Genomic DNA, 24,889 nt, shown 5'->3' with positions numbered 1-24,889 from the left:
AAATATTGAAACGGATCAGGCCATTTTCAATATTATTCACGAAAACCATTACTTCTCTCCAGAATTGTCGGCATTCAATGTCAAATGTGATTTCTATTTTCAGGCTATTTTCAACAAGCTGTTAAGTTACGACAAGAAAGTGGAGTTTGGTTTTGTCGCGGATGCGGCGATTGTACCAAACCCTAAAGCCATGATTGATGATTTTATGGAAGAGTTTTCATTGATCAAAGCGGAGATGTTGGGAGCAGCTGCGTGTGTGGATTCGATGTCGGAAGTGTAAACGTTTTTATGTTGTTGTGTTTTAACGGTTGTAATTTATATCTAGGGAAAGGTTGAGGTTTTTGTTATGGCTTATTTTATTACAGGTGCGACGGGTTTTATCGGACGATACTTGGTAGAAAATTTGTTGAAGCGTGAAGGTACGATTTACGTTTTGTGTCGGGAAGCTTCCTTGGAAAAAGTGAAAAAGCTGCGTGAAAAAGTCGCGGATCTGGATGCTCGGGTTGTTCCCATTATCGGTGATCTGACCTCACCGAATCTGGGGATAAGTGACGAGGATGTGAGTCGGTTGCGTGGGCAGATCGAGCATTTCTTCCATTTGGCCGCGGTCTATAATATGGCGGCACCGGAACAAGACCAGATCGATGCCAATATCCAGGGGACCGAGAATGCGATAGAAACGGCGGAGTTGTTGCAGGCGGGTATTTTTCATCATACCAGCTCCATCGCGGCTGCCGGTATGTATCCCGGAATTTTTCGCGAGGATATGTTTAAGGAAGCAGAGAACCTGGACGACCCTTACCTTCTGACTAAGCACGAATCCGAACGTCTGGTGCGGGAGACTTGTACGATACCCTATCGCATTTATCGTCCCGGTATGGTGGTCGGGCACTCGAAAACGGGAGAGATCGATAAAATCGATGGTCCTTATTATTTCTTTTCCCTGTTGAAAAAATTGCGTCAGTTGTTGCCCCCGTGGATGCCGGTGGTGGGGATCGAAGGAGGCCGTTTCAACTTGGTGCCAGTGGATTACGTGGCCGATGCTATGGATTATCTGGCGCACCAGAACGAGCTGGATGGAAAGTGTTTCCACCTGACCGACGAGACGCATTACAAAATCGGCGAGGTGTTAAATGTGTTCGCCAGGGCTGGGCATGCCCCCCAGATGACGATGCGAGTCGATACTCGTATGTTTGGTTTTATGCCTCCGTTCTTGCGTAAGACTCTGGGAACCTTACCCCCGGTGCGGCGAATTTCCAATACCATTCTGGAAGATCTGGGTATACCGGCTTCGGTTTTGAAATTTACCCGCTATCACACCAAGTTTGATAATCGCGAGGCCGTTGCCGCTTTGGAAGGGTCGGGAATAAAATGCCCGGACCTGAATGATTACGCCTGGCGCTTATGGGATTTCTGGGAACGTAATCTGGACCCGGAATTATTTATAGACCGAACACTGGAAGGCCGTATGCGGGGTAAAGTGGTGGTGGTTACCGGAGCGTCGTCGGGCATTGGCAAGGCAACGGCGATTAAGCTGGCAGAAGCCGGTGCCAAGGTTATTATGGCTGCGCGTAAACCCACCAAGCTGGAAAAAGCGAGAAAGGAAATCGAGTCAAAAGGCGGCGAGGTTTACGCCTACAGCGTCGATATCGCTAATCTGGAAGACTGTGATCGGTTTGCCAATCAGGTTCTGGACGATTTTGGTCAGGTCGATGTATTGGTTAATAACGCCGGCCGCTCTATTCGCCGCTCAATTAATTTATCCTACGATCGTTTCCACGACTTTGAGCGCACCATGCAATTGAACTATTTCGGATCTTTGCGTTTGATTATGAATTTCCTGCCGTCGATGGAAAAAAATCGCAGCGGGCATGTTATTAATATTTCTTCGATTGGTGCGTTAACCATGCCGGCCCGTTTCAGCGCGTATGTTGCGTCCAAATCCGCGTTGGACGCGTTTTCACGTTGTGCTGCTTCTGAATTTTCCGATTGCAACGTGCATTTTACAACCATCAATATGCCCTTGGTTCGCACGCCGATGATTGCTCCGACCAAATTCTACGATAATGTTCCGACTATTAGCCCGGAAGAGGCTGCGGATATGGTGAGCGAGGCGTTGATTTATCGCAGCAAGCGCATTGCCACCAAGCTGGGTGTATTCGGACAGGTGGTGCATGCCGTGGCACCGAAGTTTGCAGAAATCATCATCAATACCGGTTTCCGTATGTTTCCTGATTCGGCCGCTGCCCGGGGTAAGGGTGATGAAAAAGCCCCGGTCGTTTCACCGGAACAGGTGGCGTTTGCCTATTTGATGCGAGGCGTGCACTGGTAATTCAGTGTGTCAGGCTCAATCATATGAGCAGTAGAAAAAAGGCCTCGTTGAGAGGCCTTTTTGTTATTGGCGGGCGCCGCGATTAATAGAAACCGGGCAACTTGTCCTTGGTGCTGAGATGGAATACACCATGATCGAAGGCTAATGATTTACCGGTTTTATCTTTTACTTTGAATTCAAACGTGCCGCTAATCCAGCCCTCAGTTTCGCTTTCAATGACGACGACTCCGGTTTCCATCTGATCCGCTTTCAGTTTCGCTGGCTCTGATCTGACGCTTATTTTTTCCGGTTTATAACTGCCTGGCCCTTTATAATCAGAGATGACCATGCGGATTTCGGTATCGCCGTGCTTCGACACAAGCTGGACGGAATCAGAGAATAGCGAGGCTTTTTTCTGCCACCAGGCCAGTTCCGGAACCGCCATCAGATCTTTTTCATCCCAATTATCATTGAAGTAGATGTCACTGCGATCCTGGCGTAAATCGGTGATACTCAGGTGTTTAATCTTGGTTTTTTCCTGGTCTACAATGTCGGTGAACTGCTGGCGGGAATCAGGAATAGCCGTCTTTGCTACCACTTGTTCCGTTGGTTTTGGGGGCACCTTCATTTTTGCTGAATCCTGCTCGGAGTAAACCGTTGAAAAAGCAATTACCTTGGGCTCAGGTATGTCAGATTGTGCCACTTTAAAGGGTTGCGCTTCCCGCTGTTGAAGCTGGACCTTTTTGGTCGCTTTGGCTTTTTTGGGGGGGGTATTCACTGCGGCGGTGGCGGCAGGTGCAGTCGTTTTTGCTACCGTGGTTGGTGCAGGTTTCGATTTCGTGATCACGGGAGCAGGAGCGGTTATGGTTGCTGCCGGCGCGGCTGCTTTCGTTACGGCCTGTGGTTTGGGCTTTGTTGCTGATTGCGGTGTGGCTGCCGGTGTTGGTTTTTTTGAAGCGGGCGCCGTCTTTGCCACCGGGTCGGCGATGGGTTTCGGGGCATCCTTTGGCTTCGGCACCACCTTGGTGGGTGTAGTCGCCACCTTGGGGGTGGCAAGGGTCGCGGCAGCCAGGGTCACTGCAGTGGCGGCGGGTGCGACTGCCGAAGTCAGCTTGCGGGTGGTGGCTGGCGCGCTGTCGTTGCTGGCAACGGTGGAGCGGTTCACCCTTTTGTCGCGAACGAATTTGCAGGGCGAGGGCTTGCCCTGATTGCTGCACAGCCCTTCGCCATGAGCTTCATTGTATTCAAACGGGCCGGAGTAGCGTTGACCCAGTGCGCTCATCAGCTCGCCTTCGCCATGACGCATTCCGTCCACGAACTCCCCTTCATAATAACCGCCGGCGCTGTAATCTATGCGTCCAGTGCCATCCTGGTTTCCGGCTTTCCACTGACCGGAGTAGATGTCTCCGTTGGGGTAGAAGTATCGGCCTTTGCCGCTCGGTTTGCCTTTGCTGAAAGCGCCTTCGTACAAACCACCTGAAACGAACGTCAGTTTACCGAAACCGTGGGGTTTGTCCTCTTTCCAGGTGCCCTCATAAAAGGTGCCGTCGGTAAAGGTTTGCTTACCTAAGCCTTCGTGCTTGCCATCCTTGAAGCTACCTTCGTAAACGGAGCCATTTGCGTAAATAAGCTTACCGCGGCCATTGGGGTGGTCGAGCAGCCAATTGCCTTCGTACTGGTCGCCATTTTTGTATTTCAGTTTGCCGAAACCGTGACGACGGCCTCGTTCGAAACGTCCCCAGTATTGTGAGCCGTCAGCGTAACTGAGGGTGCCGTATCCGTGGGGCTGACCCTTTTCCCAATCGCCTTCGTATCGGGCACCGTCCGTCCAAACGTGTTGTTTTAGCGGCGCTGTGCGGGCGGTTTTACCCGGTTCAGCTCCCGTGTCAGAGGGTTGTGCCAGTGTATCGAAAGAAGAACAAAGTAATAGCCCCCAAGCTACTGCGGCAACGTGTCTTATTTTCATTTTTTTATGCCTAATCTAGTGTTACTGCGGCCAGGTATGCCGTTGATAAAGGTGTCTGCACAGTCAATATCTAAAATCATTCCAAATTTAGCCATTACTTTCAATGAGTGAGTTGTAACCGTGCCTATACTGAAAGGTAAGCGTGACCATAGAAAGGATACAAAAAATGTGGTTTTTTAGGGTTGTTTGGATAGCAATATTGGCGTATCAGCAAGGCAAGACCAGACCCCGACCGTCCTGTAGGGGGGCGCATCGGCGTTCCAGTAGGTATAGAAAGCGCCGCGAACAGGTCAAGGTGTTCTGGATTGTAGCGGGTTTAGTGGTGCTGCTAGAGCCGATGCTGCATTTTGCCGTTTCTGTGTCGCTGTTCACAACATTTCTGTCATTTATGTATCTCGATGAGGCCGGGTTTCAGGACGATCGTGGGCAATAAGAGATCGAAGTTACAAATTTGTGAACCGGGTAGTCAATCAAATTTACTCGTAGTGGGTGGTTACTTACCGTGCCAGAGCTGTCTGGCGGCCACAGGTTATAGAACAGTCGTGCTAATGAGGCAGATGGTCTAAGCAACCGCCGAAGTCCCTGATTAGATAGTCCATAATTTGGTCAGATTGGTTTTTCTAACGCTCAAGCTAAGAGGTCACAGGTGGCTGGAGTTCATATTTTGGGCGAGCACTTAGTTCGCCGGTTGACATTATTGGTGGTGGTGCTGTTGGCTGCGAGCAATGGCGCTGCGAATGGCGGTTGGGTAATCGACCGGGATGATCGCGGCGATAGTCCGTTGTTGAAAGATCGAAAATCAATCGCCATGACGGAGCAGGAGCAACAGCAGCGCTTAGCCAGCGCTTATAAGGCCGCTGTCGGTGCGGAGTATCGGAATATCCGGCAACATTGGTCAGCGCCGGAGACCAGTAATCAAACCCGCTGGGTGGCGTATTCGGACGATTATCAAGTTAAAAAGGTCGTCGATTTCAAATCAAACCAAATTGAAATCAGTATGGAAGGGGTGTTCAGCGGAGGCCGCCTGGATTTTGCTGCCATGAATAAAAAAGTGGGCAGTGAGCTGGAAAAAACGGTGGCGACCCGGCTCAAGGATGCGATAGAAAATGATCCTGTTCAAACTGCTATTAACCAGGTGTATGCAGATTTGGGCGCAGCGTCCGGTGCAGCCCAGTTGGAAACCAGCGAGCTGGTACTGAAAGAGCTGTTTCGCAGTGCGAATCCTTCTGCCGCTGAAATCCGTCGGGAGGCTGGCGCGTTAATGCGTAACGCATCGATCCGTTACCAGGCGCTGAATGCCAGTGTGGCCTCTGTACCGGTCAGCTTGGGCAAAAAGATGACTTATGTGATTCCAATGCCGGACAACCGAATACGGCGCAAAGTAATGGAGTTTCAGCCGGTAGTGCGGAGTAATGCGAAGCGGTTCGATTTGTCTGAAGATGTGGTGATGGCCATCATTCATACGGAAAGCCATTTCAATCCGTTGGCCCGCTCTCATGTGCCTGCGTTTGGCTTGATGCAAATTGTACCTTCCACCGCAGGACGGGACGCGACCCGCGAACTTTACCAAAAGCCTTCGCTGTTGAGCGCTCAGTATTTATATAACCCGAAAAAGAATATTGAAGTGGGTGCAGCCTATTTGCATGTGCTGTATTACGATTACTTGAAATCCATTAAGAACCCCCAAAGCCGGTTGTACTACACCATCGCTGCTTACAATGCCGGGGCGTCTAACGTTGCGAAAGCGTTTATCGGGAAAGCCAGCTTTACGGATGCTGTGGAAGTGGTTAATGGTATGACGCCGGATCTGGTATTACAGCGTTTGCTAAAGCAGGCTCCGCACAAGGAAACCCGTCAATATTTGGAAAAGGTACTTAAACGTCGGGCCTATTACGCCAAGATGTAACGGTGATTGTATGGCACAGGTTGGCAACTTCAAAACGCGCTTTGGTGGCGGTTTGGTTATGCTATTCACGGTGGTAGCCGTTGGCTGTGGTCAGTCGGACGTGGATATATTGGCGTCCAAGGTTGAACAGCAAAAGCGAACCATTCAGGCGGACATCAGCGCATTGCAGCATAGGGTCGATGTGTTGGATGGCCATCATGGAATGCGTTTTGTAGTGACGGATTTCCAGGTCGCTATTGAGGATCAAATGTTTCAGCCGGTGTTGTCGGCCAGCGCCAATATCAACGTGCAGGGGCTGCAATTACCGGAGACGTTATACGTGGATGTAATGCTTCAAGTGGAAGTTGAAAAAGAAAATTTTAAGTCCACTGCGCGGCAAATTTATCCGGTCACCCGTGCCGGGGCTGACGTTGTTATGCGACAAGCGTTACCGGCACATGGTTTGACCCGGGAGCAGATTAAAATCACCCTGCAACCCGTTAACTGGTACGCAGGGCAATTGATTGCTGACACTCAGGTTGAGTACCAATGAAGTGCATAAAGCGGCCCGTCAGGCTGCTTTATGCAACACGATTTTATCCACTAGCGGGCGGAAGGATGCTTTTACGCCCAGATCCACCATGGTCCAATAGTGCCCACTGATAACCCGGTCAATATGCATGGTTTCAGGTGAAGGCTGGAAGGAGCCAATGTATTTCATGCCATCCCGTTTCATTTTTCCCATTACCCGGCGATGCAGATTGGACTGCGAAAAATCATAGGAGGCGTCGTTCGCGAACGGAGCCATTACGATATCGATCCACTCCCGGTAATAAGCGGCGTCGGGTTCTTTGCCGTTGGCCTGACGCACACCGATATTGAGTAAGTGCTGATCCAGGGTTTCTACGCGACCGTCCAGCGCATCGGCCACCAGACTGCGTAATTTGGCAATGGTCTCTTCCGGTATGCGTTTCACTGCGCCGAAATCATAGAGGATAATGCTGCCATCCGGCCGGAACGCGAAGTTGCCGGGATGCGGGTCGGAATGCACCGCATGTAAATCGTAGATTTGCTGGCCAAACGTTTCAAAAAGCCGGTAGCCGATTAAGTTGTTCATGTCCTGGCTGTAAGCCGGTTCCTTTACTTGCTGCAGCGAATCACCGGGTACATAGGTGAGCGTTAATACTGTTTCCGCGGAAAGGGATTCGATCAATTCCGGAATAATGACGTAAGGGTGATCTTTGTAGTATTCGGCAAAAAGATTCAGGTTCTCTCCTTCGTGCACATAGTCCAGCTCCTCATACAACATGCGGCGAATTTCTTCGAAGGTTTTGTCGATTACCTCGGCGCTGACTTTGACCAGGCCGGCAAGCTTAAGCGCCCGTTTCAGGTGCTTGAGGTCGGAGTCACAGGATTCTTTAACGCCGGGGTATTGAATTTTAACGACACACTCAACCCCTTCCTTGGTTAGCGCTTTGTGCACTTGTCCGATTGAGGCTGCGGCAAAAGGCGATTCGTCAAATTCCGCAAACAGGTTTTCCGGTGTATCACCGAGCGCCTTGATCAACTGGCGACGAATCATGGGGTAGGGCATGGGGGGAGATTCTTTCTGCAGTACTTCAAGCGCATTGGCCACTTCCTCAGGTAACAGGTCCTTAACCTGTGACGCAATTTGGCCCACTTTCATTACCGCGCCTTTCATTTCGCCCAATGTTTGGGCGATTTGTTTGCCGATGTCGGCGTACAGTTGTTCCTGGTCTTGCGCCTGAGACTGCTCGTCTTTAAATAATCCTTTCACTTTATGACTGGCGACATTTTTTGCAATGCTGGCTGACATACCTGCCAGTCTTAAAAAACGCTTTCCCGGTGTCGTTGCCTTAAAGCGTTTGTCTTCATTGTCCTTTGCCACAACTGTACAACCTCTGCAATTTAAATCCTGGGAGAATTCTTTAACTCTTTATAATAGGTTTGATTTGATCATTTTGCGTCAGAATCGTTCCTGGTAAAGAAAGCGACCTATGAAATAGTGTGGTTCACTCTACGGCACCTGCGGGGGTGCTGTAAACGCTCACTTTAAGGCGTTGAATTTAATGTTTAAAAACAAAAGTTTGATATACTGCGGGCAGGCGGGCTGAGACAGCTGCACCGCCGGTGGGGCAAATAGGCGAGTCAATCACCACAGAGTGAATTTATAGCGCCAGGCAGACGTTGATGAGGTGTTGCGAGCACCGGTTTAATCGGAAGTCCGCCAAATTGCAGTCATCATAATCCCAACAATAAAATAGTTACCCATATCTGCACCCACCTAAAAGCAGCATCGATCCCGGTGTTGACTTATTGGCTGAGCCAAACAGGTTTAGCCGGACATTGTAACCGGAGAGGAACGATCCTCTCTGTTTAGGGAATTATGAGGCAGGGCTGAATGAGTATCCGGAATTATCTTAAGAATATTTTGGTTTCCAGAGAGACCGAAACCATCGTCGATAAAATACCAAAACCGGTTGGCAGTTTTGGCTACGATCCATGGGGCTATAATACCGACGCAGTCAAAATTGCCTTGAGCGTGATGCGCCCTGTGTTTGAGGATTACTTCAGGGTCGAAGCCTACGGATTGGAAAATATACCCGCTAACGGGCGTCTGTTGCTGATTGCAAATCACGGCGGGCAGCTCCCCATTGATGGCAGTTTAGTGGCTTATGCCCTGGCGACCAACCAGCACGCTCCCCGGGCCGTACGCGTGATGGTTGAACGCTGGTTACCGACATTGCCGTTTGTGGGCAATATCTTCAATGAAATGGGCGCGGTTATCGGTGATCCTGATAATTGCGCCAGAATGCTGCGACGGGAAGAGGCCATTATTGTTTTCCCGGAAGGGGTGCGGGGTTCCGGCAAACCCTGGAGTAAGCGCTATAAATTACAACGTTTTGGTCTGGGCTTTATGCATCTGGCAATTACAGAAAATACACCGATTGTGCCGGTGGGTGTGGTCGGATGTGAAGAAACGATGCCTACGCCTTTTCATTTTAAACGTCTCGCAAAGATCTTTGGCATGCCGTATTTACCCCTTACAACGCCGCTACCGCTACCCACCAAGGTGCGTTTGTATTTTGGCGAACCCATGCATTTTGAAGGCCCCATTAGCAATGAAGACGAGGTCGCAATTAAGGTTGAACGGGTGAAAGAAGAAATCAATAAGTTGATTGAAAAGGGCTTGCAGGCTCGAAAGGGGTGGTTCGAATGATTCACAAACATAAGCCTGAGATATTAGTGACCGGAGCAGGTGGATCCCTGGCGCAGTATGTTATTAACGAGCTAAAGCACCACTATCACATTGTGCTGGTCGATTTCCGGCGTAGGGTTCAGTTGGAAGAAGGGATGTCCAGTTACCGTGTGGAGTACAACAAGCGCGGTTTCGAAGATATTTTCCGCAAGCACAAGTTCGAGGCTGTCATTCATCTGGGGCGAATGGGGTTATACGAATCCACGCATCGTAACCGGTACAATCATAACGTTCTGGGTACGCAGCGGTTATTGGATCTGTGCCATAAATACGGGGTGAAACAGGTGGTGGTATTATCCACCTACTTTGTCTATGGGGCCAGTCCTTATAACCCCGCGTTGCTATCGGAAGAGGCACCGCTTAAGGCATCGGAATTGACCATGGATCTGGTCGATTCGGTAGAGCTGGAAAACCTGGCGAACATCTATCTTTGGAAATACCCTGAGCTTAACATCACTATTTTACGCCCGTGTAACATCACCGGTCCCGGAGTGTTGAATTCCCTGAGTTTGTTGTTATCCAGCAAAGTCGCCCCGGTGTTGATGGGGTTTTCTCCTATGATGCAATTCATTCATGTTGAAGATATGTCCCACGCGGTAGTGAAAGCCTTTAAGCAAAACAAGCCGGGCGTCTATAACGTTGCCACTGATGATTGGGTTAGCTATCAGGATGCAGTGGTACAATGTGGATGCCGGCGTTTGCCGATTCCTTCGGTGCCGGACGGGCTGCCGCGCATGATCAGTAAAAGAATGGATTGGAAAGGTTGGCCGCCTTACCTTGTGAATTACTATAAATATTCGGTGATTATTGACGGGGCGTTGTTTAACAAAACCTTCGGTTTTAAAACGACCCGCAGCCTGGACGACATTTTCTCTTATTATCGGGAGAAAAAAGAAATGGGTATTTTATAAGGCGAGAGCGTGTAAAAAAGGCAGCGATTAGGCTGCCTTTTTTATTTGGAGATCAGTGTATGCGTTTCCAATCCATGTCCGGGGTGAAATTCAGACGCTCATCCATATAGATATTGGCGTCCATTGCCAACAAGCGAACGTAGCGATCAAAATACAACAACTGTTTCAGCAGCAGGGCGAATTCGCGCGGAAAGTGAATGCCGTGGCGCTTACCGATTCCTACCAGATCCATCATAACTTTATTGACCTCGTGTTCGCTGATGGAGGCCATGTCTCCGGCATTTAAATCCAGGTCCGGCATGACCCTGTCCATACTGGAGTAAAGCTTCTCTATGTCCTTGGCCAGTTTCTCCACATCGACTTCTTCGTCCGTCATGCCGATCCCCAGCATGGCCACCGCCATCTCGTCATAATCTTCCTGACCAATAGCCCAGATGAATTTGGAGACGGATTCCCAGGTGCTGGATTTGACCCGCCCGACAATGCCAAAGTCGATAAAGCCGATGCGTCCGTCCTTCAGCACCAGCAAGTTACCGGCATGGACGTCGGCGTGGAAGGATTCGCAAAACAGCAGGCTTGAAAACCAGGTGTTCATGGCGGTGATCAGCAAGGCTTCCGGGTTGGACGTAATGTGCCGGACGCTATCAAGATCCGTGAAAGGCACCCCGTAGAAACGCTCCATGGTCAGCACCCGCATTGTGGATGCCTGCTTAAAAACTTTCGGTGCGGTGGCCTGGGTGTTGCCGGTTTCTTCCAGGAACTTGTGGAAATCGTCGATATTAGCCGCTTCTTTATAGAAGTCGCACTCGGCCAGCATGCCTTTCTGGATTTCGTCCACGATGTCCGATAGCGACGCCATGGACAGGTTGGGAACAAAAAATTCCAGTACTTTGGCACTGACGAACAGGAAATTCAGATCAGTGAGCAGAATGTTTTCTACCCCCGGCTTTTGCACTTTGACTACCACGTCTTCACCGGTAACCAATTTGGCGGCGTAAACCTGGGCTATGGATGCGGACGCCAACGGCACCGGATCAATCTCCGCAAATACCGTTTTCAGGGATTTGCCGAATTCTTTCTCCAGGACCCGCTTCATGATATGGAACGGGACGGGCGTTGTTTTATCCAGACATAGCTGGAATTCTTCAACGTATTCATCCGGAAACACGGAAGGGGAGCTGGCAATAAATTGGCCCAGCTTGATGTAGGTCGTACCGAGCCGTTCGAACGTTTGCCGTAAGAGGGTCGGGGTCGGGGGCCGGTCCCCCATCATCCAGTCGAAACCGGTTTGCGCCAGGATACGGAATGTTTGGCTAATTCGAAGGGCGCCTTTAATGCCTGCGCTAAGTTGATTCAGCCGGGAGTTCTCTTTGGACATGTGTATAACACCTTGAAATTTCGGGAGTTCTTCCTTGAAATACCACCCCCAACCGTAACAGGTTAGGGAGTAATGTCAAACTGCTTGCATGTGTGCGTTACTATTCTACACGGATTGGTCCAGAGTCGTTAGGTGTGTGTCCACTTTGTGTATACCCGTGGCCGGTACAGCCAGGTAAAGCGTCGACAGAAACTGAAAATTTCCGTAGGCTTAGCCGCTTATTACATGGAAACACCTTGATTACCCGCGCTTTTTTGCAACACTTTGTTTGTGCCCCAATTCATTGCAATGGACGGAAGTAGTAAACATGACGGCATTACCGAATCTGTTTGGCAGAATTGAGAATAATATCCAGATACCCCGCTCACTGAAAGAGATCAGCACAATTGCTGACAACGAGATGAGCCCTGAGTGGTTGGGGCTGACAGACCACGACCGCGACGTGATCTGGAAAGCGGTTAAAAATCTTTACCGTACAGGAGCCTATCCGGCGCTTTCAATTTGTATCCGGCGTCACGGGGAGATTTTGTTAAATCGTTCCATCGGGCACGCCCAGGGTAACGGGCCGGGGGAGCGAGGCCCCAAAGTGATGGCTACACCGGATACGCCGTTTTGTCTGTTTTCCGCGTCTAAAGCCGTTACGGCAATGTTGATCCATCTGCTGGAAGAGCGTAATCAGATTAATTTGATGAACCCGGTGAGTTATTACGTGCCGGAATTTGCGAGTAACGGTAAGAAACGTATAACGGTGCAACAAATTCTTTCCCACCGCGCCGGTATTGCTTCGTTTAAGGATATCGATCCGGAGTTGTTGTTTCATCATGATTCCATGATGGAGTTGATTTACCATGCAGAACCCACTGCCATTCATGGGCATGAACTGGCCTATCACGCTTTGACCGGGGGCTATGTGTTGGGTGAGTTGGTGCAGCGCTTAACCGGCGATACGATTGCAGAATTTTTGCGGGTTAATGTTCAGGAGCCGATGGGTATGCGTAATTTTAACTACGGCATTAGTGCCGAACGCTACCCTGAAGTGGCGACCAATTACCTGACGGGACTCCCGGTGGTGTTTCCCATGAAGCAATTTATCAAGCGTGTGCTGGGAGCGGATTTGGCCACCGCGATTAAAGTGTCTAACGACCCCCGCTTCTATCAGCAAATAATTCCGGCAGGAAACATTACTGCGACCGCGGAAGAATGCTCGCGCTTTTTTCATTGCCTTCTGAGTGGTGGGGAGTTTGAAGCGAAACGTATTTTTCAGCCGGTCACGGTAGAGCGGGCTGTGCGGGAAGTGAGTGCCACCGAACTGGATCGTACTTTACTTGTCCCGATGCGCTACAGCGCAGGAATGATGTTGGGCAATTATCCGATCGGATTATTCGGTCCTGCCGCGCCTCATGCTTATGGCCATATCGGGCTCACCAATAACTTCTGTTGGGCCGATCCGGAAAGGATGATCTCGGTGGCGTTGTTAACCTCCGGAAACCCCGTCCTGGGCAGTCATTTTTACCGCTTAGTGAATCTGCTGACCACTATCTCCAGGCGCTGTAAAAAAGTTTTCAAGCATTAGCCCCTCGCTAGGTGAGGCAGGGCTAGCACAGGACTAATAAAGTTGCGCTGTGGCTTGTCCCTTTTTCGGCGGAATCAGATGCAGCGCACTGGAGAGTCTCACTTGTTCTCCTAAATGGTGACGGTAGATCGCCTGATAAGTAAGAATGTTTTTGACATAGCCTCTGGTTTCATGGAACGGGATGGTCTCAACCCAGATATCGCCGCTGACTGGTATGTATTTCGGTTGCCATGCGCGTGCCCGGTGTGGGCCGGCATTATAGGCTGCAGTGGCCAAGATTAAATTGCCCTTGAACTCTTTCAGCAGTTGGCTCATGTATACGGTACCCAGGTGAATATTGGATTCCGCGGTCAGCATTTCTCGGGTGCTGGGTGTGCTGATGCCAATGGAGTTTGAAATCTGCTTCGCGGTGCCGGGCATTATTTGCATCATTCCCATTGCTCCCACTGCACTGCGCGCTGCAGGCATAAACGCGCTTTCCTGACGAATCAGAGAATACACCCAGGTGGTGTCAAGCCCGGCTTTTTCAGCGTATTTATTTACTTGTGGCTGATAGGCGATGGGAAACCGGATTTCGAGGTTGTTATAGGATTCAGACCGATAGGCTGCCCGAATCGCCGGATTGTGCCAGCCCCAGATATAAGCCAGGTGTGCGAGAGTGCTCCGATCCTGTTCATTAAATTGGCGGATCAGGTACTCCCATTCAGCGCGCGCTACGTAATCCAATTTCATAATGTGCAGTTCGCGTACTCGCTGCACGCCCGGATGATCGAGCATTTTATTCAGGTTTTCTTCGCTCACCGGCGTTTCAACGTTGTTCAGATTAAGCGGTTTATGCAAACGTTCACTGGCCAGAAAACCATAGTAGTCACGCTCGCTTGATAATTTTTTCAGGCGGTTGATGGGTTGATAGTCTACGAACTTTTTCTGGACCACGGAGCGGGGCAGCAACTGAAGAAAATCCTGTTTGCTATACAGCGCTTCCAGAAACCGGTCCTGAAATGCCTGCACGTCCACTCGGTTTTTATCAATTTCGATCCGAGGAAAGGAATTCAGGTCTACTGACCCCAGCTTCAATTCGGACCGGGCTTTCCAATACTGCCAGCCGTTATCGGTCACGGCCGAATCGTCCATCATGGCAAGCCATACCTGTAACCGGTGCCAATCCTGGGAATAGAGTGCGTGTCGGATACCCAGTGGGATGAGTTCGGGGTCAAAACCGTATTGGGCTGCCTGATTAAGCCAGTATTCCGCTCTGGCCTGACGCCGAATGGCCAGCACCAAAGCAAATTCGTTAGCAACTTTGGCTTTTTCGGCAGCCGTAAATTGAAACGTTTGCAGATACTCCGGCCATAGTTTTTGCGCTAATGCATTGTCTTTGCGGATCAGTCTATCCATACCTGTGATGATCATGGGTTTGGCATCGTCGCCCCATTTTTGGTAACGGCTGATCTGTTTTAAGCGCTTGGAGTCGCGATAAAGTCGGCGCCACTCTCGGGAAAGTGGCTTTTTGTTTTCATCCAGGTTTTGTTCAAGATATTGCGCCAGTTGGAGTTGACGGTTGTCCATTGCCATAGCCGTCCTTTCCCAAGCTAAATCCCCCTGCATTTCTCCGGTGGTTTTCCACACCTGGAACAGAGGATCGCAAGCATTGTGTTGGGATTTTCCCACCAGCCACATTAGTCTCGCACCAGCAAAAGCGGATTCCCGCTCTCCGGTTTTGTACTGCGCCCAATAGTAATAGCAATCGTATTCCGTATTGTATTCACCGAGCCTGTACTCGTTAAGATAGGTTTCCCATTGCTTCTGATCGGCAAGGCTTTGGATCCAGCGGCGTTTCAGCCAGGTTGCCATTGGCGTATCGCCGTACATGCTAAGGAAATCTTCCAGCTCTTCTTTACTGACCGAACTGATATAGCGGCTGTATTCCTTATATTTGAGATACGGATAAAGAGGGTAATCTTCTAATGCTTCTATCGCATCACGAAACCGGCTGCGCTGCCCTTTGCCCAGATATTTGAGGGCGCGATGATAGGCCTTTCGCTGGGATTCCAGCTGGGCTTCCTGACTGGTTTGTAAGGTCAGGGCGTAATCGGCAGCAGACAGTGTGGGGCCACTAATCAAAAGAAATCCGATTAGGTATTTCAGTAGCCGTACACACAGCCGGTTTGGTGCGGATGTTTTTTTACTCTGGAATTTCAATTTGGTAACAACCTGTACGTCATTTACCTTTAAGGAATAGCAGATATCCTGTGAATATTCAGTTATTTAGCGTTATTAAACGAGAAGCTTACAATATCAGGGCAAAATGTGTTCAAAAAGGCCTGTTCTGATCATTCTGGTTTTTTAAAACAAAATCTCTTGTCGCTGAAGTTGTGGTAACCGCTCGGGAAGCTAAACTTAATTAAATATAATCGAAAAATGCAGTGGCGCTACTCATCGGCCAAACAAACGCGAAATCGGGGATTATGGAAAAGAAAATTAGAGAAAAGCGTGTCATTAAACGACATCATCTCAGATATTATCTGAGTGTGTATAATCGTAAAACGGGCAAGCCCATCGGCTATATCGTGAATATTTCAACGGAAGGATTACGGCTCGTGAGCCATATTCCGCTGCTGACTCACAGCGTATTTCAGTTTCGGATTAAGCTGCCACGTGAGATTGACGGGCCACGAAATATTGATTTCGATGCGCTGAGTTGCTGGTGTCGGCCTGATGTGAGTCCGGAATGCTTTGATACCGGTTTTAAACTGATAGACCATCCCCCTGAGTTAATGGGATTAATTGATGGTCTTTCAATGTATTTCAGCTTTAAACTCGATTAATTCACAGATTCGTGGGTCCGGGTAGCACCTGCGTTGCCTGGTCCGCTGCTTGCTGTCACAATCAGAAGCCGTGTTGTGCTTGTTCGATGTTCCCTGTTTGTAGGTAGGGCCTAGGTTAAGAAAATAAGAATATGATGAAAAAGTCGCGGCTTGTTATAGGGTTGAGTTCAGCGGTCTGGTTGCTATCCGGTCCTGTATTTGCATTACCCCCCGAAATTGAGACCGATCGTTTGGTGTTGGCAGCCGAAGAAAAACTCTCTGAGCAAAACTTTGATGCGGCCCGCGATTATTTGCAGCGGGTGTCCGCTCTTAAAACCACGCCTGCCGCTAAGTTCTATTATCTTTCCGGTTTGGTGTCCCTGCATTACGGCGAGCTGGACAGTGCCAACCAACAGTTATCGCAATACGTTGAAAAGGCGGGTCGTGAAGCGCCTTATTACGAGCAGGCATTGAATAGTATTACCGCCATAGAAGAGCAGAAAAATTCACGACAGGCTGCATCCAGTTCCCGAGAGCAAATGCGCCAGCTGCAAAGTGGTGGTGACATTGCGATAGAGGACAGTGCCGGTAAAGCCTATGACCAGAAAATTCAATCCTTATATCTTGCATCCGATCTCTCGGATGCCTTAGTCCTGCACATTAACAGCTTGCTGTCGTCTTACGTGTATCTGGACGGAAAGGTTAAAAACCTGAAAACATCGGATCGGGAAGAATATTCGCTCGCCATTAAACAGCCTGCGCAAATTATAGTGACCAAAAAATCCGTTAAACCCGCCCTTGGTGGTCAATCCGAAATATCCGTTACCAGCCAGGATGCATTTGGAATTAACCCTTTTATTTCGTTCCGATGCAGTTCGGCTGTCGACCAATGTGAAATTAAACATCCCGTCAGCGGCGACGCCTGGATGGTGATAGCCAATGACGAAACTGCGGCTGAGGACATTGCCAAAGCCTTGACTCGCCTAATCAAGTCATTACAAAGATAGTTTTTGCCATCGACTGATCGTTCACGTCAGTAGACAATAATGCCGGAAATGCACTCGCTAAGCAGTCATCAAACTGCTTAACAGAAGGTGAATATGGATTTGTCTCTGAAGCCGGAGTACCGGCAATTTCGCGAAGAAGTACGTGAGTTTCTAAATGAATCGTTAACCGATGATATCCGCCAGGCCGGCCGCCTGAGTACCAGTGTGTTCTTCGATAAGGAACGCACCATGGCTTGGCAGAAAATTTTGCATAAGAAAGGCTGGGTCGCCCCCCATTGGCCGCGGCAATATGGCGGTACCGGCTGGGATGTGGTTCAACGTTCTATCTTTGCAGAAGAAAGCCTGAAAGCCGATGCCCCGCAACTGATTCCCATGGGTTTGCAGATGTGCGGTCCCTGCATTATCGGCTGTGGTACCCCGGAACAAAAAGAGTATTACTTGCCGCGTATATTATCCGGCGACGATTTTTGGTGTCAGGGCTATTCTGAACCTAACGCGGGCTCTGATCTGGCATCCTTACAGACGACGGCCGTGTCCGATGGTGACGACTATATCGTGAACGGAACCAAAATCTGGACGACCTACGCACATTACGCGAATAAGATTTTTTGCCTGGTGCGCACCGATAAACAGTGCAAACCACAGCAGGGGATCACCTTTCTTTTGATGGATATGGATGCACCTGGCATTACGGTTGAACCGATTATCGGATTGGACGGTGTGCGCGAACAAAATACGGTGTTTTTTGACAATGTAAGAGTACCCAAGAGCAATCGCATTGGCGCAGAGAACGAGGGGTGGACCGTAGCAAAGTATCTGCTGATGTTTGAACGGGGTGGTCAGGAATATGCGCCGGGGTTACACCACTATTTAAAGCAAATCAAAGCCATTGCCCGACAACAGCCCAATGGGTTTGGTGGGTATTTGCTGGAAGATCCGCATTTCATGCGCCGGTTGGGCGAAGTCGAAATTGAAATCAGCGCACTGGAATTTACTGAAAACCGTATCAAAGCAGCTTTGGGCAGTGGGCAAAGTCCGGGAGCTGTGGCATCGATGACCAAAATCGTGGGCACGGAGCTAAGCCAAAAGCTGACGCAACTCGCTGTCGAAGCGGTCGGTGTAGCAGGCTTGCCGTTGCAATTAGAGGCCCTGCAACCCGGATCGGGCGTTGATCCTATCGGGCCTGATTATGCGCTTACCGTAATGCCGAAATATCTGAATGCCAGGGCCACCAGTATTTACGGCGGTTCCAATGAGATCCAGCGTGGCATTATCGCGAAAACGGTTTTGGGATTGTAACTATGAATTTTGAACTATCAGAAGAACAACACATGCTGGTGGACAGTATCACCCGCTTTTTAAACAACGATTACGATTTTGAAACCCGGCGTAAGTTGTTGCAATGCGAGAGTGGATACAGCAAAGATAATTGGAAAACGTTTGCTGAGTTGGGCTGGTTAAGTGTGCCTTTTGCTGAAGAAAATGGTGGCTTTGGTGGTAGTAGCCTTGACGTCATGCTTATGATGGAAGCATTCGGGCGGGCCTTGGTGGTGGAGCCCTATATCGCGAGCGTTATCATGGGTGGGCGCGCAATTGAATTGTTGGGGAATGACCAACAAAAGCAATCATTGTTACCGGCGTTGATTCAGGGTGACTTGCAGTTGGCGCTGGCCTATGAAGAATCCGTGTCCCGCGGCAATCCAGCCTGTGTTTCCACAAAGGCCAGGCAGGGAGGAACGGGTTTTACCTTGCACGGCGAGAAAGTCATGGTGCTGAACGGGCAGGGTGCTGATAAATTGTTAGTGACTGCCCGCGTCAGTGGCGGGCTGACTGATCCACAGGGCATCAGTTTGTTTTTGGTTGAGCCGAATCAGGCCGGTGTTGAAGTTACACGATACGCGACCAGCGATGGCTCGTGCGCGGCCAATATTTGTTTCGATGGGGTGACGGTCAATGCAGAGCAATTGGTTGGTAAACCCGGTGGTGCCTTCGCGGGCTTAACCACGGTGCTGGATGAAGCTACCGTTGCGCTGGGTGCCGAAGCCGTGGGTGCGATGGAAGTACTCTATAAGTCATCGGTAGACTATTGTAAAACCCGCAAACAATTTGGCTCACCGATCGGTAAATTTCAGGTATTGCAGCATCGGTTGGTGGATATGTTTATCCAGCATGAGTTAACGCAATCTGCAATGTATATGGCAGGATTGCGCAACCTAGAGGGTGGCGACATTGCGGCAAGGGCCGTTTCTGCTTTCAAAGTACAGGTGGGCAAAGCGGGGCGTTTTATCGGTCAGCAAGCAGTCCAGCTGCACGGTGGCATGGGTATGACAGATGAGCTGGATGTGGGCTACTATTTCAAGCGCCTGACGGCCATTGATGCCCTGCTGGGCAATACCGATTTTCACCTGACGCGATACGTTAACCTGGGTTGACCGATGCCGATCTCTGGGCAGGCAAGTTGTGTGCAGGTTGTTGGATTCGTGCCTTTGACTTGGCAGCCTGCTACCCCGCCTGAACTTGCGTAAACCCCTGCTCCGGGCCTGCGGGCTGCTTCTTCATCTGTTCGATGCTGCTTTCGAGCTGCACAATTTCATCGTTCAACTCCATGATCCGGTTAATGTCTTTCATCGGAACATCGATCAGCTTCTGTCGTAAATTCTTGAGTTTGCGATTCGCAATCGCCAACAGGTCCAGATTTTTCACTATGTCGCTGTCATTATCAAACACATAGTGGGCCTGATCAAACAGGTCCTGTTGTGGCAGGCAACCCTCACTTTTACCAATAAAGACGCCATCTTCATTGTAATAATGAAATTCTCTTAACTGGTCATTCCCGGAATGCCACATAACATTACCTCACAATTCTCATAGGGGTAATAATTCTTGTTAGCTGTTGATTGGCTTTTAGGCAAGGAAATGACCCCCTGTTAGACCAGAAGGTTCTTTATGGCAGGATTGTTACTCCGGATTTTGTTTTATCCCGGCGTTTATCAGAAATCGGCTCGTATTCCGGCGCTGGCGGTCTGCAGGCTGGTAGCGCTGTAGTCAACAACGGCCTCATAATGCAGGTAAAACGAAATGCCGCGGCTAAGATCGGCCGACAGGCCTACGCTGAACTCAAACCAGGTGGTGTCCGGTTTGTCGGCCGGAAAGACGACTGTCTGGCCAGGATTCAGTGCGTAACCCCCGTATATCTGCCTCTGATCGTTCTCAATCTGATAGCGGGCGATGCCTTTGATCTGTGGCACCAGGGCGCCCCAGGAAAAGTGCTGTGCATAGGCCGCCTGAGCGCCCATGGAGAGGATCGCAGAGCGTACGTCTTGCTCTTTGAGTTGGGCAACGCCAATACCGGCGACCTGCTCCGTATAAGCATCAATATGGCCGTTCAGCATATCCAGCGCCGCCAGTGGGCCATAGGTCAGACCCTGGTAGTAGAAATCAAAAGCGCCGGACAGGTGCAGGCTGAAAAGACGGCTACCTGTGTCACCGATCGTGTCCACACCGGCTATCGTGCGCTGTGTTGAAAACTGGGTATCGCTGTAACCCAGCCCCATATCGACCGCAAAGTCTCTGCGATACCAGCTGCTATAAAGTGTGACGAAATCGGATTCACTATCGACCGTGGTGCTGTTAGTCGGGTCATTGCTGTAGTAATTCAATTCCGATTCACTGTAACCATAGGCGATTCCCGCCAGCCACTCTTGGTTGATGCGAAAATCGGCTGCTGCCGTGGAGTGATGACCCTCTGCATCGTATCCGGTCTCCAAGTCCGTGGTGTCTTGCTCGCCCTCTGAACGGGAGGTAGTCAAAAACAGGCTGATGCGGTCGCCATCGGTGGTGGTCGCTGCATCCGTCGATTGCGGTTTGTGTAATGCGGTGCCGTGCCGCAGATCGTTTAAGTGACGGGAAATACTTTTTTCCTGGATATCGCTGTTATGCAATAGCACCGTGTGCAATGAAGGCAGCTCATTAGCGACCGCAGAATTAGTCGATAGGATACCTAGCCACACGATAATACCGCTCGCTACAGGTCCTAACGGGAAACGCATTGCAGTTGAGAATGGTTGCATGTTTGCCTCTTACCGCACACGAATCATATGTGCAAAAACCGAATCGTGAAGTAGTGATCAGTTAGCAGTGCGATGAACAAACCCATCAGATACACAATGGAATAACCGAATGTTTTCATGGCCGTGCCGGGTTCCGCTGCAAATTTCAATTTAGCCGCGTAAAAGAGAAAGATGCCATTCAGCACTAACGCGCAGCTCAGGTAAATTAGCCCGCTCATGGCGGTCAGATACGGCAGCAGAGTGCAAAGACAGAGCAAAATGGTATACAGCAAAACCGACGTTTTAGTGAACGCTATGCCGTGGGTGACCGGCAGCATCGGGATGCCCGCTTTGGCGTACTCATCCCGGCGATGTATAGCCAGGGCCCAGAAATGAGGCGGAGTCCAGATAAAGATAATGAGAACCAGCAACAGGGCATGGGGGTCTACTTGGTTGGTCACCGCGGTCCAGCCGAGCAGCGGTGGAATGGCACCGGCAATGCCGCCGATAACGATGTTTTGGGGCGTGGCCCGTTTCAAATACATCGTGTAAACAAAAGCATAACCCACAATGCCGAATAGGGTCAGAAAAGCCGTCAGCGTATTGATAAAGAAGGATAGGATAAACATGGACAACGCAGACAGGATCGCTGCAAAGGTCAGAGCCCGCAGGGTACTGATTTTACCTTTCACAATGGGACGATTATGGGTGCGGGCCATAATGGAATCGATGCGATGATCGACAACCTGGTTCACGGTTGCAGCGGCCGCCATGGCAAACGCCATTCCCAGGGAACCCAGAATCAACACATCCAGGGGCACCATGCTGGGTGTGGATAGGAACATACCCACGATGGCGGTGAGCATCAGTAACATCACAACACGTGGTTTGGTGAGTTCGTAATAGTCGCGCCAACCTACACTACTGTTTTCATCGATAGCCATATTGGCGTCCGGACTGTTGATGGCCTGGCTGTTGCCGGCTGTTCTGTTCATATGGGTCTCCCCGAGCGAAAGAGATGCACGCTCACAAGTATTAAAGACATCATTAACAGGGCTGCAACCCCGTTGTGTGCGACAGCCACCAGCAATGGTAATCCAAAAATCACATTACTGATGCCTAGCAAAACCTGAAGTAATAACAACCCCAGGCCATAACCCGCTGCTTTTTTTGTTTTGCTGCGTATCTGCGGCGACAACAACAAAAAAAGAAACAATCCGGTTAAGTACGCGGACGTGATCATGGCGCCGATCCGGTGACTGACATGGATGGTTATTTTGGCATCCGGTCCCAGGTGCGGCCCATGCTCGTAATCATCGACTCCGTGGCCCCATAACTGGAAAGCTTGGGTGACGTTGATATGCTGTTGCCAGCCAGTCTGACAGAGTGGTAATTCATTGCAAACTGTGGCGGCGTAATTGGCTGCGGTCCAGCCACCCAATGCAATCTGCAGCCCCAGGATTACTATCCCCGCCAGCGCCCACTTCAACAACGGGGAGGGCGCAGGGTCGAGCTGGTCTGGAGACAGGGTCAGGGCGTGGGGTGGCTTTGGCAGTCGCACCCGTACTGCCAGTAGAAACAGCAGGCATAGGGTGGTAAACCCCCCCAGCAAATGGGCCATCACGACGGTAGGGAATAAGCTCAAAGTCACGGTCCACATCCCGAGCAAACCCTGGAATACCACTAATATACATAGGGCTATGGGCAATTTGATGGGAACACGGGAGTTCTTTTTACGTTCCCTGATACACATAAACAGAATTGCAAAGATCACCAGGCCCAGAGAAGAGGCGAAATAACGGTGAATCATCTCCGGCCACGCCTTATGACTTTCCAGGGGGCGGTGCGGGAAGGCTTCGTTGGCAGCGGAAATAGCGTGCTCTGATTGGGGAACAACCAGCTTGCCATAGCACCCTGGCCAGTCAGGACAGCCCAGGCCGGCGTCCTGGAGGCGGGTATAGGCACCCAGCGCCACCACTCCGCAGGCCAGTAATACCGCCAGTAATGTCAGTCGTTTAAGCCACATAAATTATCCTATCTTCGATAATTTGAGCACTTTCTTCAGGTCTTTCAGCAGGTCACGTCCTTTCAAAATCGACTCCTGCTCATCCTGATAAGTGGGGTAATACATAAATACGGCACCCATGGTATCGACCAGATAGATGTGTCCGGAGGGCGTTGCTTTTAGCTGATTGTCTTCAACCGGGGCAAACGCCTGCTTTAATTGTGATGCCTGGGTGAAAACCACCCTAAGTTTGGGAAATTCCTCTTTTATCAGGCGATCGTACGGGGCCTCGAGCGGAGCGGTACTGATTACGAGCCGCTCCACCCGGGATTGTTCCGGCCCTAATGCCGTATGCACCTGGCGCATCTGGAACAGGGAATTGCTGCAGGATTCATCGCAATGCTCGGGAATGACGTAGACCAGCCACCACTTGCGTTTAAACTGCTCCGGGTCCAGAACCTTATTGGCTGCATCTTTTAGCGGAATGTCTTCAAATGACAGCGGTGGATTGATCAGCAGCCCTTTGTTGGAGGTGCCGACGGATTTGTACAGCCCGGTTTTTAGCAATACCGCAGCAACGATTACCGGAATAACAAACAAAGCTAAAGCGATTAGCAGCGTACGCCGGTTTTTTGTGCGGATTTGTTGAACGGTTTCGTTTTCCATGGTTACTGCATGTTTTTTGTTTTTGATGTGTTCACTACCAGATAAATAACTACGAGGGCAAATGCCAGTGAGAACCACTGCAATGCGTACCCATAATGTTTCTCCGGCCCCATAATATTGTTATGCCATTCACGAACAAAGCCACTGGATTGATCAGGTTGTAACCGCAGGACAAAAGGCAGCACCGGATAATCAAACAGCAGGGAAGATTTTTCAAGGTCTATTTTTTGGATTAAATAGGGCCAGCTCACCTTAGTGTAATCGTCTTCTTTCAGCACGAAATAGTTGGGGCTCGGCTGATGAGTGACCCCTGAAACTCGCTGTAGCGTACCATCGCTTGTCGGCTGGGCAGCTACCGCTGGAATTTCGGGAAAAACGTCCCGTGACGGGCCGCGTGCAATCCAGCCCCGATTGACCAGTAATATCCGGCCTTCGGTCAAAAAGGCGGTGAGTACCTGGTAGCCTGCAATTCCATTGTGAGACCGGTTATCCAGTAGCAAGGAATATTGCTCCAGAAATCGGCCGGTGACTTGTAGTGGATAGTCTGCCAGGTCGCTGCCGTGGGAAAGCAATTGATCAAGTGTGACCGGGGCGAGCTGGGTGCGCTGAGCCAGACGCTCAAGCAAAAACTCTTTTGCGTGGGCTCTGCGCATCTGCCAGAAGCCCAGGTTCACTAACAGGCACAGCAGCAATATCGTCACCACAGTGGGGATGAGACCTGGCGAGAAAAAAAAGCCACCGAATCTTAATCCGAAACCTGTTTGTGATGTTGAATTACCCATTGTTATACTTCGATGTCACGTTACTGCCTGGAAGAGTCATGTTAATTAAAATAGTTGTGGTTGTTGTCCTGTTATTGATTGCCTTTAGTTTATTCAGTGCCTTGCGTTCTTTGGTGAGTAACAAGCAAGATGATCAATATCGTACAGTCCGGTTTTTGGCGTACCGTGTTGGTTTTTCTGTTGTGTTACTGCTATTGCTGGGTTTCGCGTTCTTTATGGGGTGGATTCAGCCGCATGGGCTGAGGGGATAAAGAGAGCAGTGAAGTAGG

Annotated in this window: 22 protein-coding genes; 12 read left to right on the top strand and 10 right to left on the bottom strand. The window is 50.1% G+C overall.

The annotated features are described in order from the left end of the window. On the top strand, positions 1-280 hold a 280-nt coding region (locus FT643_RS04065), incomplete at its 5' end, for a WS/DGAT domain-containing protein (RefSeq protein WP_156869370.1). 66 nt (positions 281-346) lie between these two features. Continuing rightward, the gene (locus FT643_RS04060; protein ID WP_156869369.1) at positions 347-2,332 is read left to right on the top strand and encodes an SDR family oxidoreductase; all 1,986 of its coding nucleotides are present in this window, start codon (positions 347-349) and stop codon (positions 2,330-2,332) included. A gap of 82 nt (positions 2,333-2,414) precedes the next feature. Here FT643_RS04060 and FT643_RS04055 read toward each other — a convergent pair whose 3' ends face one another. Beyond that, positions 2,415-4,277 (bottom strand): MORN repeat-containing protein, encoded by a 1,863-nt coding sequence (locus FT643_RS04055; protein ID WP_156869368.1) that lies wholly within the window; start codon positions 4,275-4,277, stop codon positions 2,415-2,417. 664 nt (positions 4,278-4,941) lie between these two features. Between FT643_RS04055 and FT643_RS04050 the strand changes: the two genes are divergently transcribed. Together FT643_RS04050 and FT643_RS04045 are read left to right on the top strand one after the other, a co-directional pair. Further along, positions 4,942-6,183 (top strand): transglycosylase SLT domain-containing protein, encoded by a 1,242-nt coding sequence (locus FT643_RS04050; protein ID WP_156869367.1) that lies wholly within the window; start codon positions 4,942-4,944, stop codon positions 6,181-6,183. A 10-nt stretch (positions 6,184-6,193) separates the two neighbouring features. After that, entirely contained in the window at positions 6,194-6,715 is a 522-nt protein-coding gene (locus tag FT643_RS04045) for a hypothetical protein (protein WP_156869366.1), read from the top strand. Between the two features lie 18 nt (positions 6,716-6,733). Here the strand turns inward: FT643_RS04045 and FT643_RS04040 are convergent, their stop codons facing one another. Continuing rightward, positions 6,734-8,071 carry an ABC1 kinase family protein gene (locus tag FT643_RS04040; RefSeq protein ID WP_317621923.1) on the bottom strand — a complete coding sequence of 446 codons (1,338 nt, stop codon included), beginning with the start codon at positions 8,069-8,071 and terminating at the stop codon, positions 6,734-6,736. Between the two features lie 513 nt (positions 8,072-8,584). On the opposite strand from FT643_RS04040, the gene FT643_RS04035 reads away from it, so the two are divergent. Both FT643_RS04035 and FT643_RS04030 read left to right on the top strand, forming a co-directional pair. Continuing rightward, the gene (locus FT643_RS04035) at positions 8,585-9,403 is read left to right on the top strand and encodes a lysophospholipid acyltransferase family protein (RefSeq protein WP_156869365.1); all 819 of its coding nucleotides are present in this window, start codon (positions 8,585-8,587) and stop codon (positions 9,401-9,403) included. Continuing rightward, a complete protein-coding gene (locus FT643_RS04030; RefSeq protein ID WP_156869364.1) occupies positions 9,400-10,353 on the top strand; it encodes an SDR family oxidoreductase in 954 nt (317 codons plus the stop codon). The genes FT643_RS04035 and FT643_RS04030 overlap by 4 nt, the downstream gene beginning before the upstream one ends. Positions 10,354-10,405: 52 nt before the next feature. Here the strand turns inward: FT643_RS04030 and FT643_RS04025 are convergent, their stop codons facing one another. Further along, complete coding sequence (locus tag FT643_RS04025) at positions 10,406-11,731, bottom strand: ABC1 kinase family protein (protein WP_198043292.1); 1,326 nt, start codon at positions 11,729-11,731, stop codon at positions 10,406-10,408. A gap of 307 nt (positions 11,732-12,038) precedes the next feature. Between FT643_RS04025 and FT643_RS04020 the strand changes: the two genes are divergently transcribed. Further along, positions 12,039-13,304: a serine hydrolase domain-containing protein gene (locus FT643_RS04020; RefSeq protein WP_156869363.1), complete on the top strand. Its 1,266-nt coding sequence runs from the start codon at positions 12,039-12,041 to the stop codon at positions 13,302-13,304. Between the two features lie 33 nt (positions 13,305-13,337). On the opposite strand, the gene FT643_RS04015 is transcribed toward FT643_RS04020, so the two are convergent. Beyond that, positions 13,338-15,428, bottom strand: coding sequence for a transglycosylase SLT domain-containing protein (locus FT643_RS04015; protein ID WP_156869362.1), 2,091 nt, complete (start codon positions 15,426-15,428; stop codon positions 13,338-13,340). A 344-nt stretch (positions 15,429-15,772) separates the two neighbouring features. Here FT643_RS04015 and FT643_RS04010 point away from each other — a divergent pair, with 344 nt between their 5' ends. The 4 genes from FT643_RS04010 to FT643_RS03995 all read left to right on the top strand — a co-directional run bounded on the left by FT643_RS04010 (position 15,773) and on the right by FT643_RS03995 (position 19,550). After that, complete coding sequence (locus FT643_RS04010) at positions 15,773-16,132, top strand: PilZ domain-containing protein (RefSeq protein WP_156869361.1); 360 nt, start codon at positions 15,773-15,775, stop codon at positions 16,130-16,132. Between the two features lie 131 nt (positions 16,133-16,263). Continuing rightward, entirely contained in the window at positions 16,264-17,118 is an 855-nt protein-coding gene (locus FT643_RS04005) for a tetratricopeptide repeat protein (protein WP_156869360.1), read from the top strand. Positions 17,119-17,211: 93 nt separating this feature from the next. Continuing rightward, positions 17,212-18,417, top strand: coding sequence for an acyl-CoA dehydrogenase family protein (locus tag FT643_RS04000; protein WP_156869359.1), 1,206 nt, complete (start codon positions 17,212-17,214; stop codon positions 18,415-18,417). Positions 18,418-18,419: 2 nt separating this feature from the next. After that, positions 18,420-19,550: an acyl-CoA dehydrogenase family protein gene (locus FT643_RS03995; RefSeq protein ID WP_156869358.1), complete on the top strand. Its 1,131-nt coding sequence runs from the start codon at positions 18,420-18,422 to the stop codon at positions 19,548-19,550. 70 nt (positions 19,551-19,620) lie between these two features. Here FT643_RS03995 and FT643_RS03990 read toward each other — a convergent pair whose 3' ends face one another. From FT643_RS03990 to FT643_RS03965, 6 genes are all read right to left on the bottom strand, one after another. After that, positions 19,621-19,965, bottom strand: coding sequence for a hypothetical protein (locus FT643_RS03990; protein WP_156869357.1), 345 nt, complete (start codon positions 19,963-19,965; stop codon positions 19,621-19,623). A gap of 143 nt (positions 19,966-20,108) precedes the next feature. Continuing rightward, positions 20,109-21,188, bottom strand: coding sequence for an autotransporter outer membrane beta-barrel domain-containing protein (locus tag FT643_RS03985; protein ID WP_156869356.1), 1,080 nt, complete (start codon positions 21,186-21,188; stop codon positions 20,109-20,111). A 23-nt stretch (positions 21,189-21,211) separates the two neighbouring features. Beyond that, entirely contained in the window at positions 21,212-22,111 is a 900-nt protein-coding gene (cyoE, locus tag FT643_RS03980; protein WP_156869464.1) for a heme o synthase, read from the bottom strand. Between the two features lie 47 nt (positions 22,112-22,158). Continuing rightward, on the bottom strand, positions 22,159-23,193 hold the full coding sequence (locus FT643_RS03975; protein ID WP_156869355.1) for a COX15/CtaA family protein: 1,035 nt from the start codon (positions 23,191-23,193) through the stop codon (positions 22,159-22,161). Positions 23,194-23,196: 3 nt separating this feature from the next. Then, the gene (locus FT643_RS03970) at positions 23,197-23,838 is read right to left on the bottom strand and encodes an SCO family protein (RefSeq protein ID WP_156869354.1); all 642 of its coding nucleotides are present in this window, start codon (positions 23,836-23,838) and stop codon (positions 23,197-23,199) included. A 2-nt stretch (positions 23,839-23,840) separates the two neighbouring features. Then, positions 23,841-24,620 (bottom strand): SURF1 family protein, encoded by a 780-nt coding sequence (locus tag FT643_RS03965; protein ID WP_156869353.1) that lies wholly within the window; start codon positions 24,618-24,620, stop codon positions 23,841-23,843. A 38-nt stretch (positions 24,621-24,658) separates the two neighbouring features. Here FT643_RS03965 and FT643_RS03960 point away from each other — a divergent pair, with 38 nt between their 5' ends. Next, positions 24,659-24,871 carry a twin transmembrane helix small protein gene (locus FT643_RS03960; protein ID WP_198043291.1) on the top strand — a complete coding sequence of 71 codons (213 nt, stop codon included), beginning with the start codon at positions 24,659-24,661 and terminating at the stop codon, positions 24,869-24,871. Positions 24,872-24,889 lie beyond the last annotated feature (18 nt).

Origin of the sequence: Ketobacter sp. MCCC 1A13808 (genome assembly GCF_009746715.1) — a bacterium.
Classification (GTDB): domain Bacteria; phylum Pseudomonadota; class Gammaproteobacteria; order Pseudomonadales; family Ketobacteraceae; genus Ketobacter.
Note: the sequence above shows the minus strand (reverse complement) of the source record. Positions and strands in the feature narration are given on the sequence as shown.

Excerpts from the sequence above, each read along its gene's own strand:
- FT643_RS03960 (WP_198043291.1), top strand. The coding sequence starts at position 24,659 with ATGTTAATTAAAATAGTTGTGGTTGTTGTCCTGTTATTGATTGCCTTT.
- FT643_RS03985 (WP_156869356.1), bottom strand. The coding sequence starts at position 21,188 with ATGCAACCATTCTCAACTGCAATGCGTTTCCCGTTAGGACCTGTAGCG.
- FT643_RS03995 (WP_156869358.1), top strand. The coding sequence starts at position 18,420 with ATGAATTTTGAACTATCAGAAGAACAACACATGCTGGTGGACAGTATC.
- FT643_RS04060 (WP_156869369.1), top strand. The coding sequence starts at position 347 with ATGGCTTATTTTATTACAGGTGCGACGGGTTTTATCGGACGATACTTG.
- FT643_RS04045 (WP_156869366.1), top strand. The coding sequence starts at position 6,194 with ATGGCACAGGTTGGCAACTTCAAAACGCGCTTTGGTGGCGGTTTGGTT.
- FT643_RS04000 (WP_156869359.1), top strand. The coding sequence starts at position 17,212 with ATGGATTTGTCTCTGAAGCCGGAGTACCGGCAATTTCGCGAAGAAGTA.
- FT643_RS04010 (WP_156869361.1), top strand. The coding sequence starts at position 15,773 with ATGGAAAAGAAAATTAGAGAAAAGCGTGTCATTAAACGACATCATCTC.
- FT643_RS04055 (WP_156869368.1), bottom strand. The coding sequence starts at position 4,277 with ATGAAAATAAGACACGTTGCCGCAGTAGCTTGGGGGCTATTACTTTGT.
- FT643_RS04005 (WP_156869360.1), top strand. The coding sequence starts at position 16,264 with ATGATGAAAAAGTCGCGGCTTGTTATAGGGTTGAGTTCAGCGGTCTGG.
- FT643_RS03970 (WP_156869354.1), bottom strand. The coding sequence starts at position 23,838 with ATGGAAAACGAAACCGTTCAACAAATCCGCACAAAAAACCGGCGTACG.
- FT643_RS03990 (WP_156869357.1), bottom strand. The coding sequence starts at position 19,965 with ATGTGGCATTCCGGGAATGACCAGTTAAGAGAATTTCATTATTACAAT.
- FT643_RS04035 (WP_156869365.1), top strand. The coding sequence starts at position 8,585 with ATGAGTATCCGGAATTATCTTAAGAATATTTTGGTTTCCAGAGAGACC.
- FT643_RS04030 (WP_156869364.1), top strand. The coding sequence starts at position 9,400 with ATGATTCACAAACATAAGCCTGAGATATTAGTGACCGGAGCAGGTGGA.
- FT643_RS04020 (WP_156869363.1), top strand. The coding sequence starts at position 12,039 with ATGACGGCATTACCGAATCTGTTTGGCAGAATTGAGAATAATATCCAG.
- FT643_RS03965 (WP_156869353.1), bottom strand. The coding sequence starts at position 24,620 with ATGGGTAATTCAACATCACAAACAGGTTTCGGATTAAGATTCGGTGGC.
- FT643_RS03975 (WP_156869355.1), bottom strand. The coding sequence starts at position 23,193 with ATGTGGCTTAAACGACTGACATTACTGGCGGTATTACTGGCCTGCGGA.
- FT643_RS04025 (WP_198043292.1), bottom strand. The coding sequence starts at position 11,731 with ATGTCCAAAGAGAACTCCCGGCTGAATCAACTTAGCGCAGGCATTAAA.
- cyoE (WP_156869464.1), bottom strand. The coding sequence starts at position 22,111 with ATGGCTATCGATGAAAACAGTAGTGTAGGTTGGCGCGACTATTACGAA.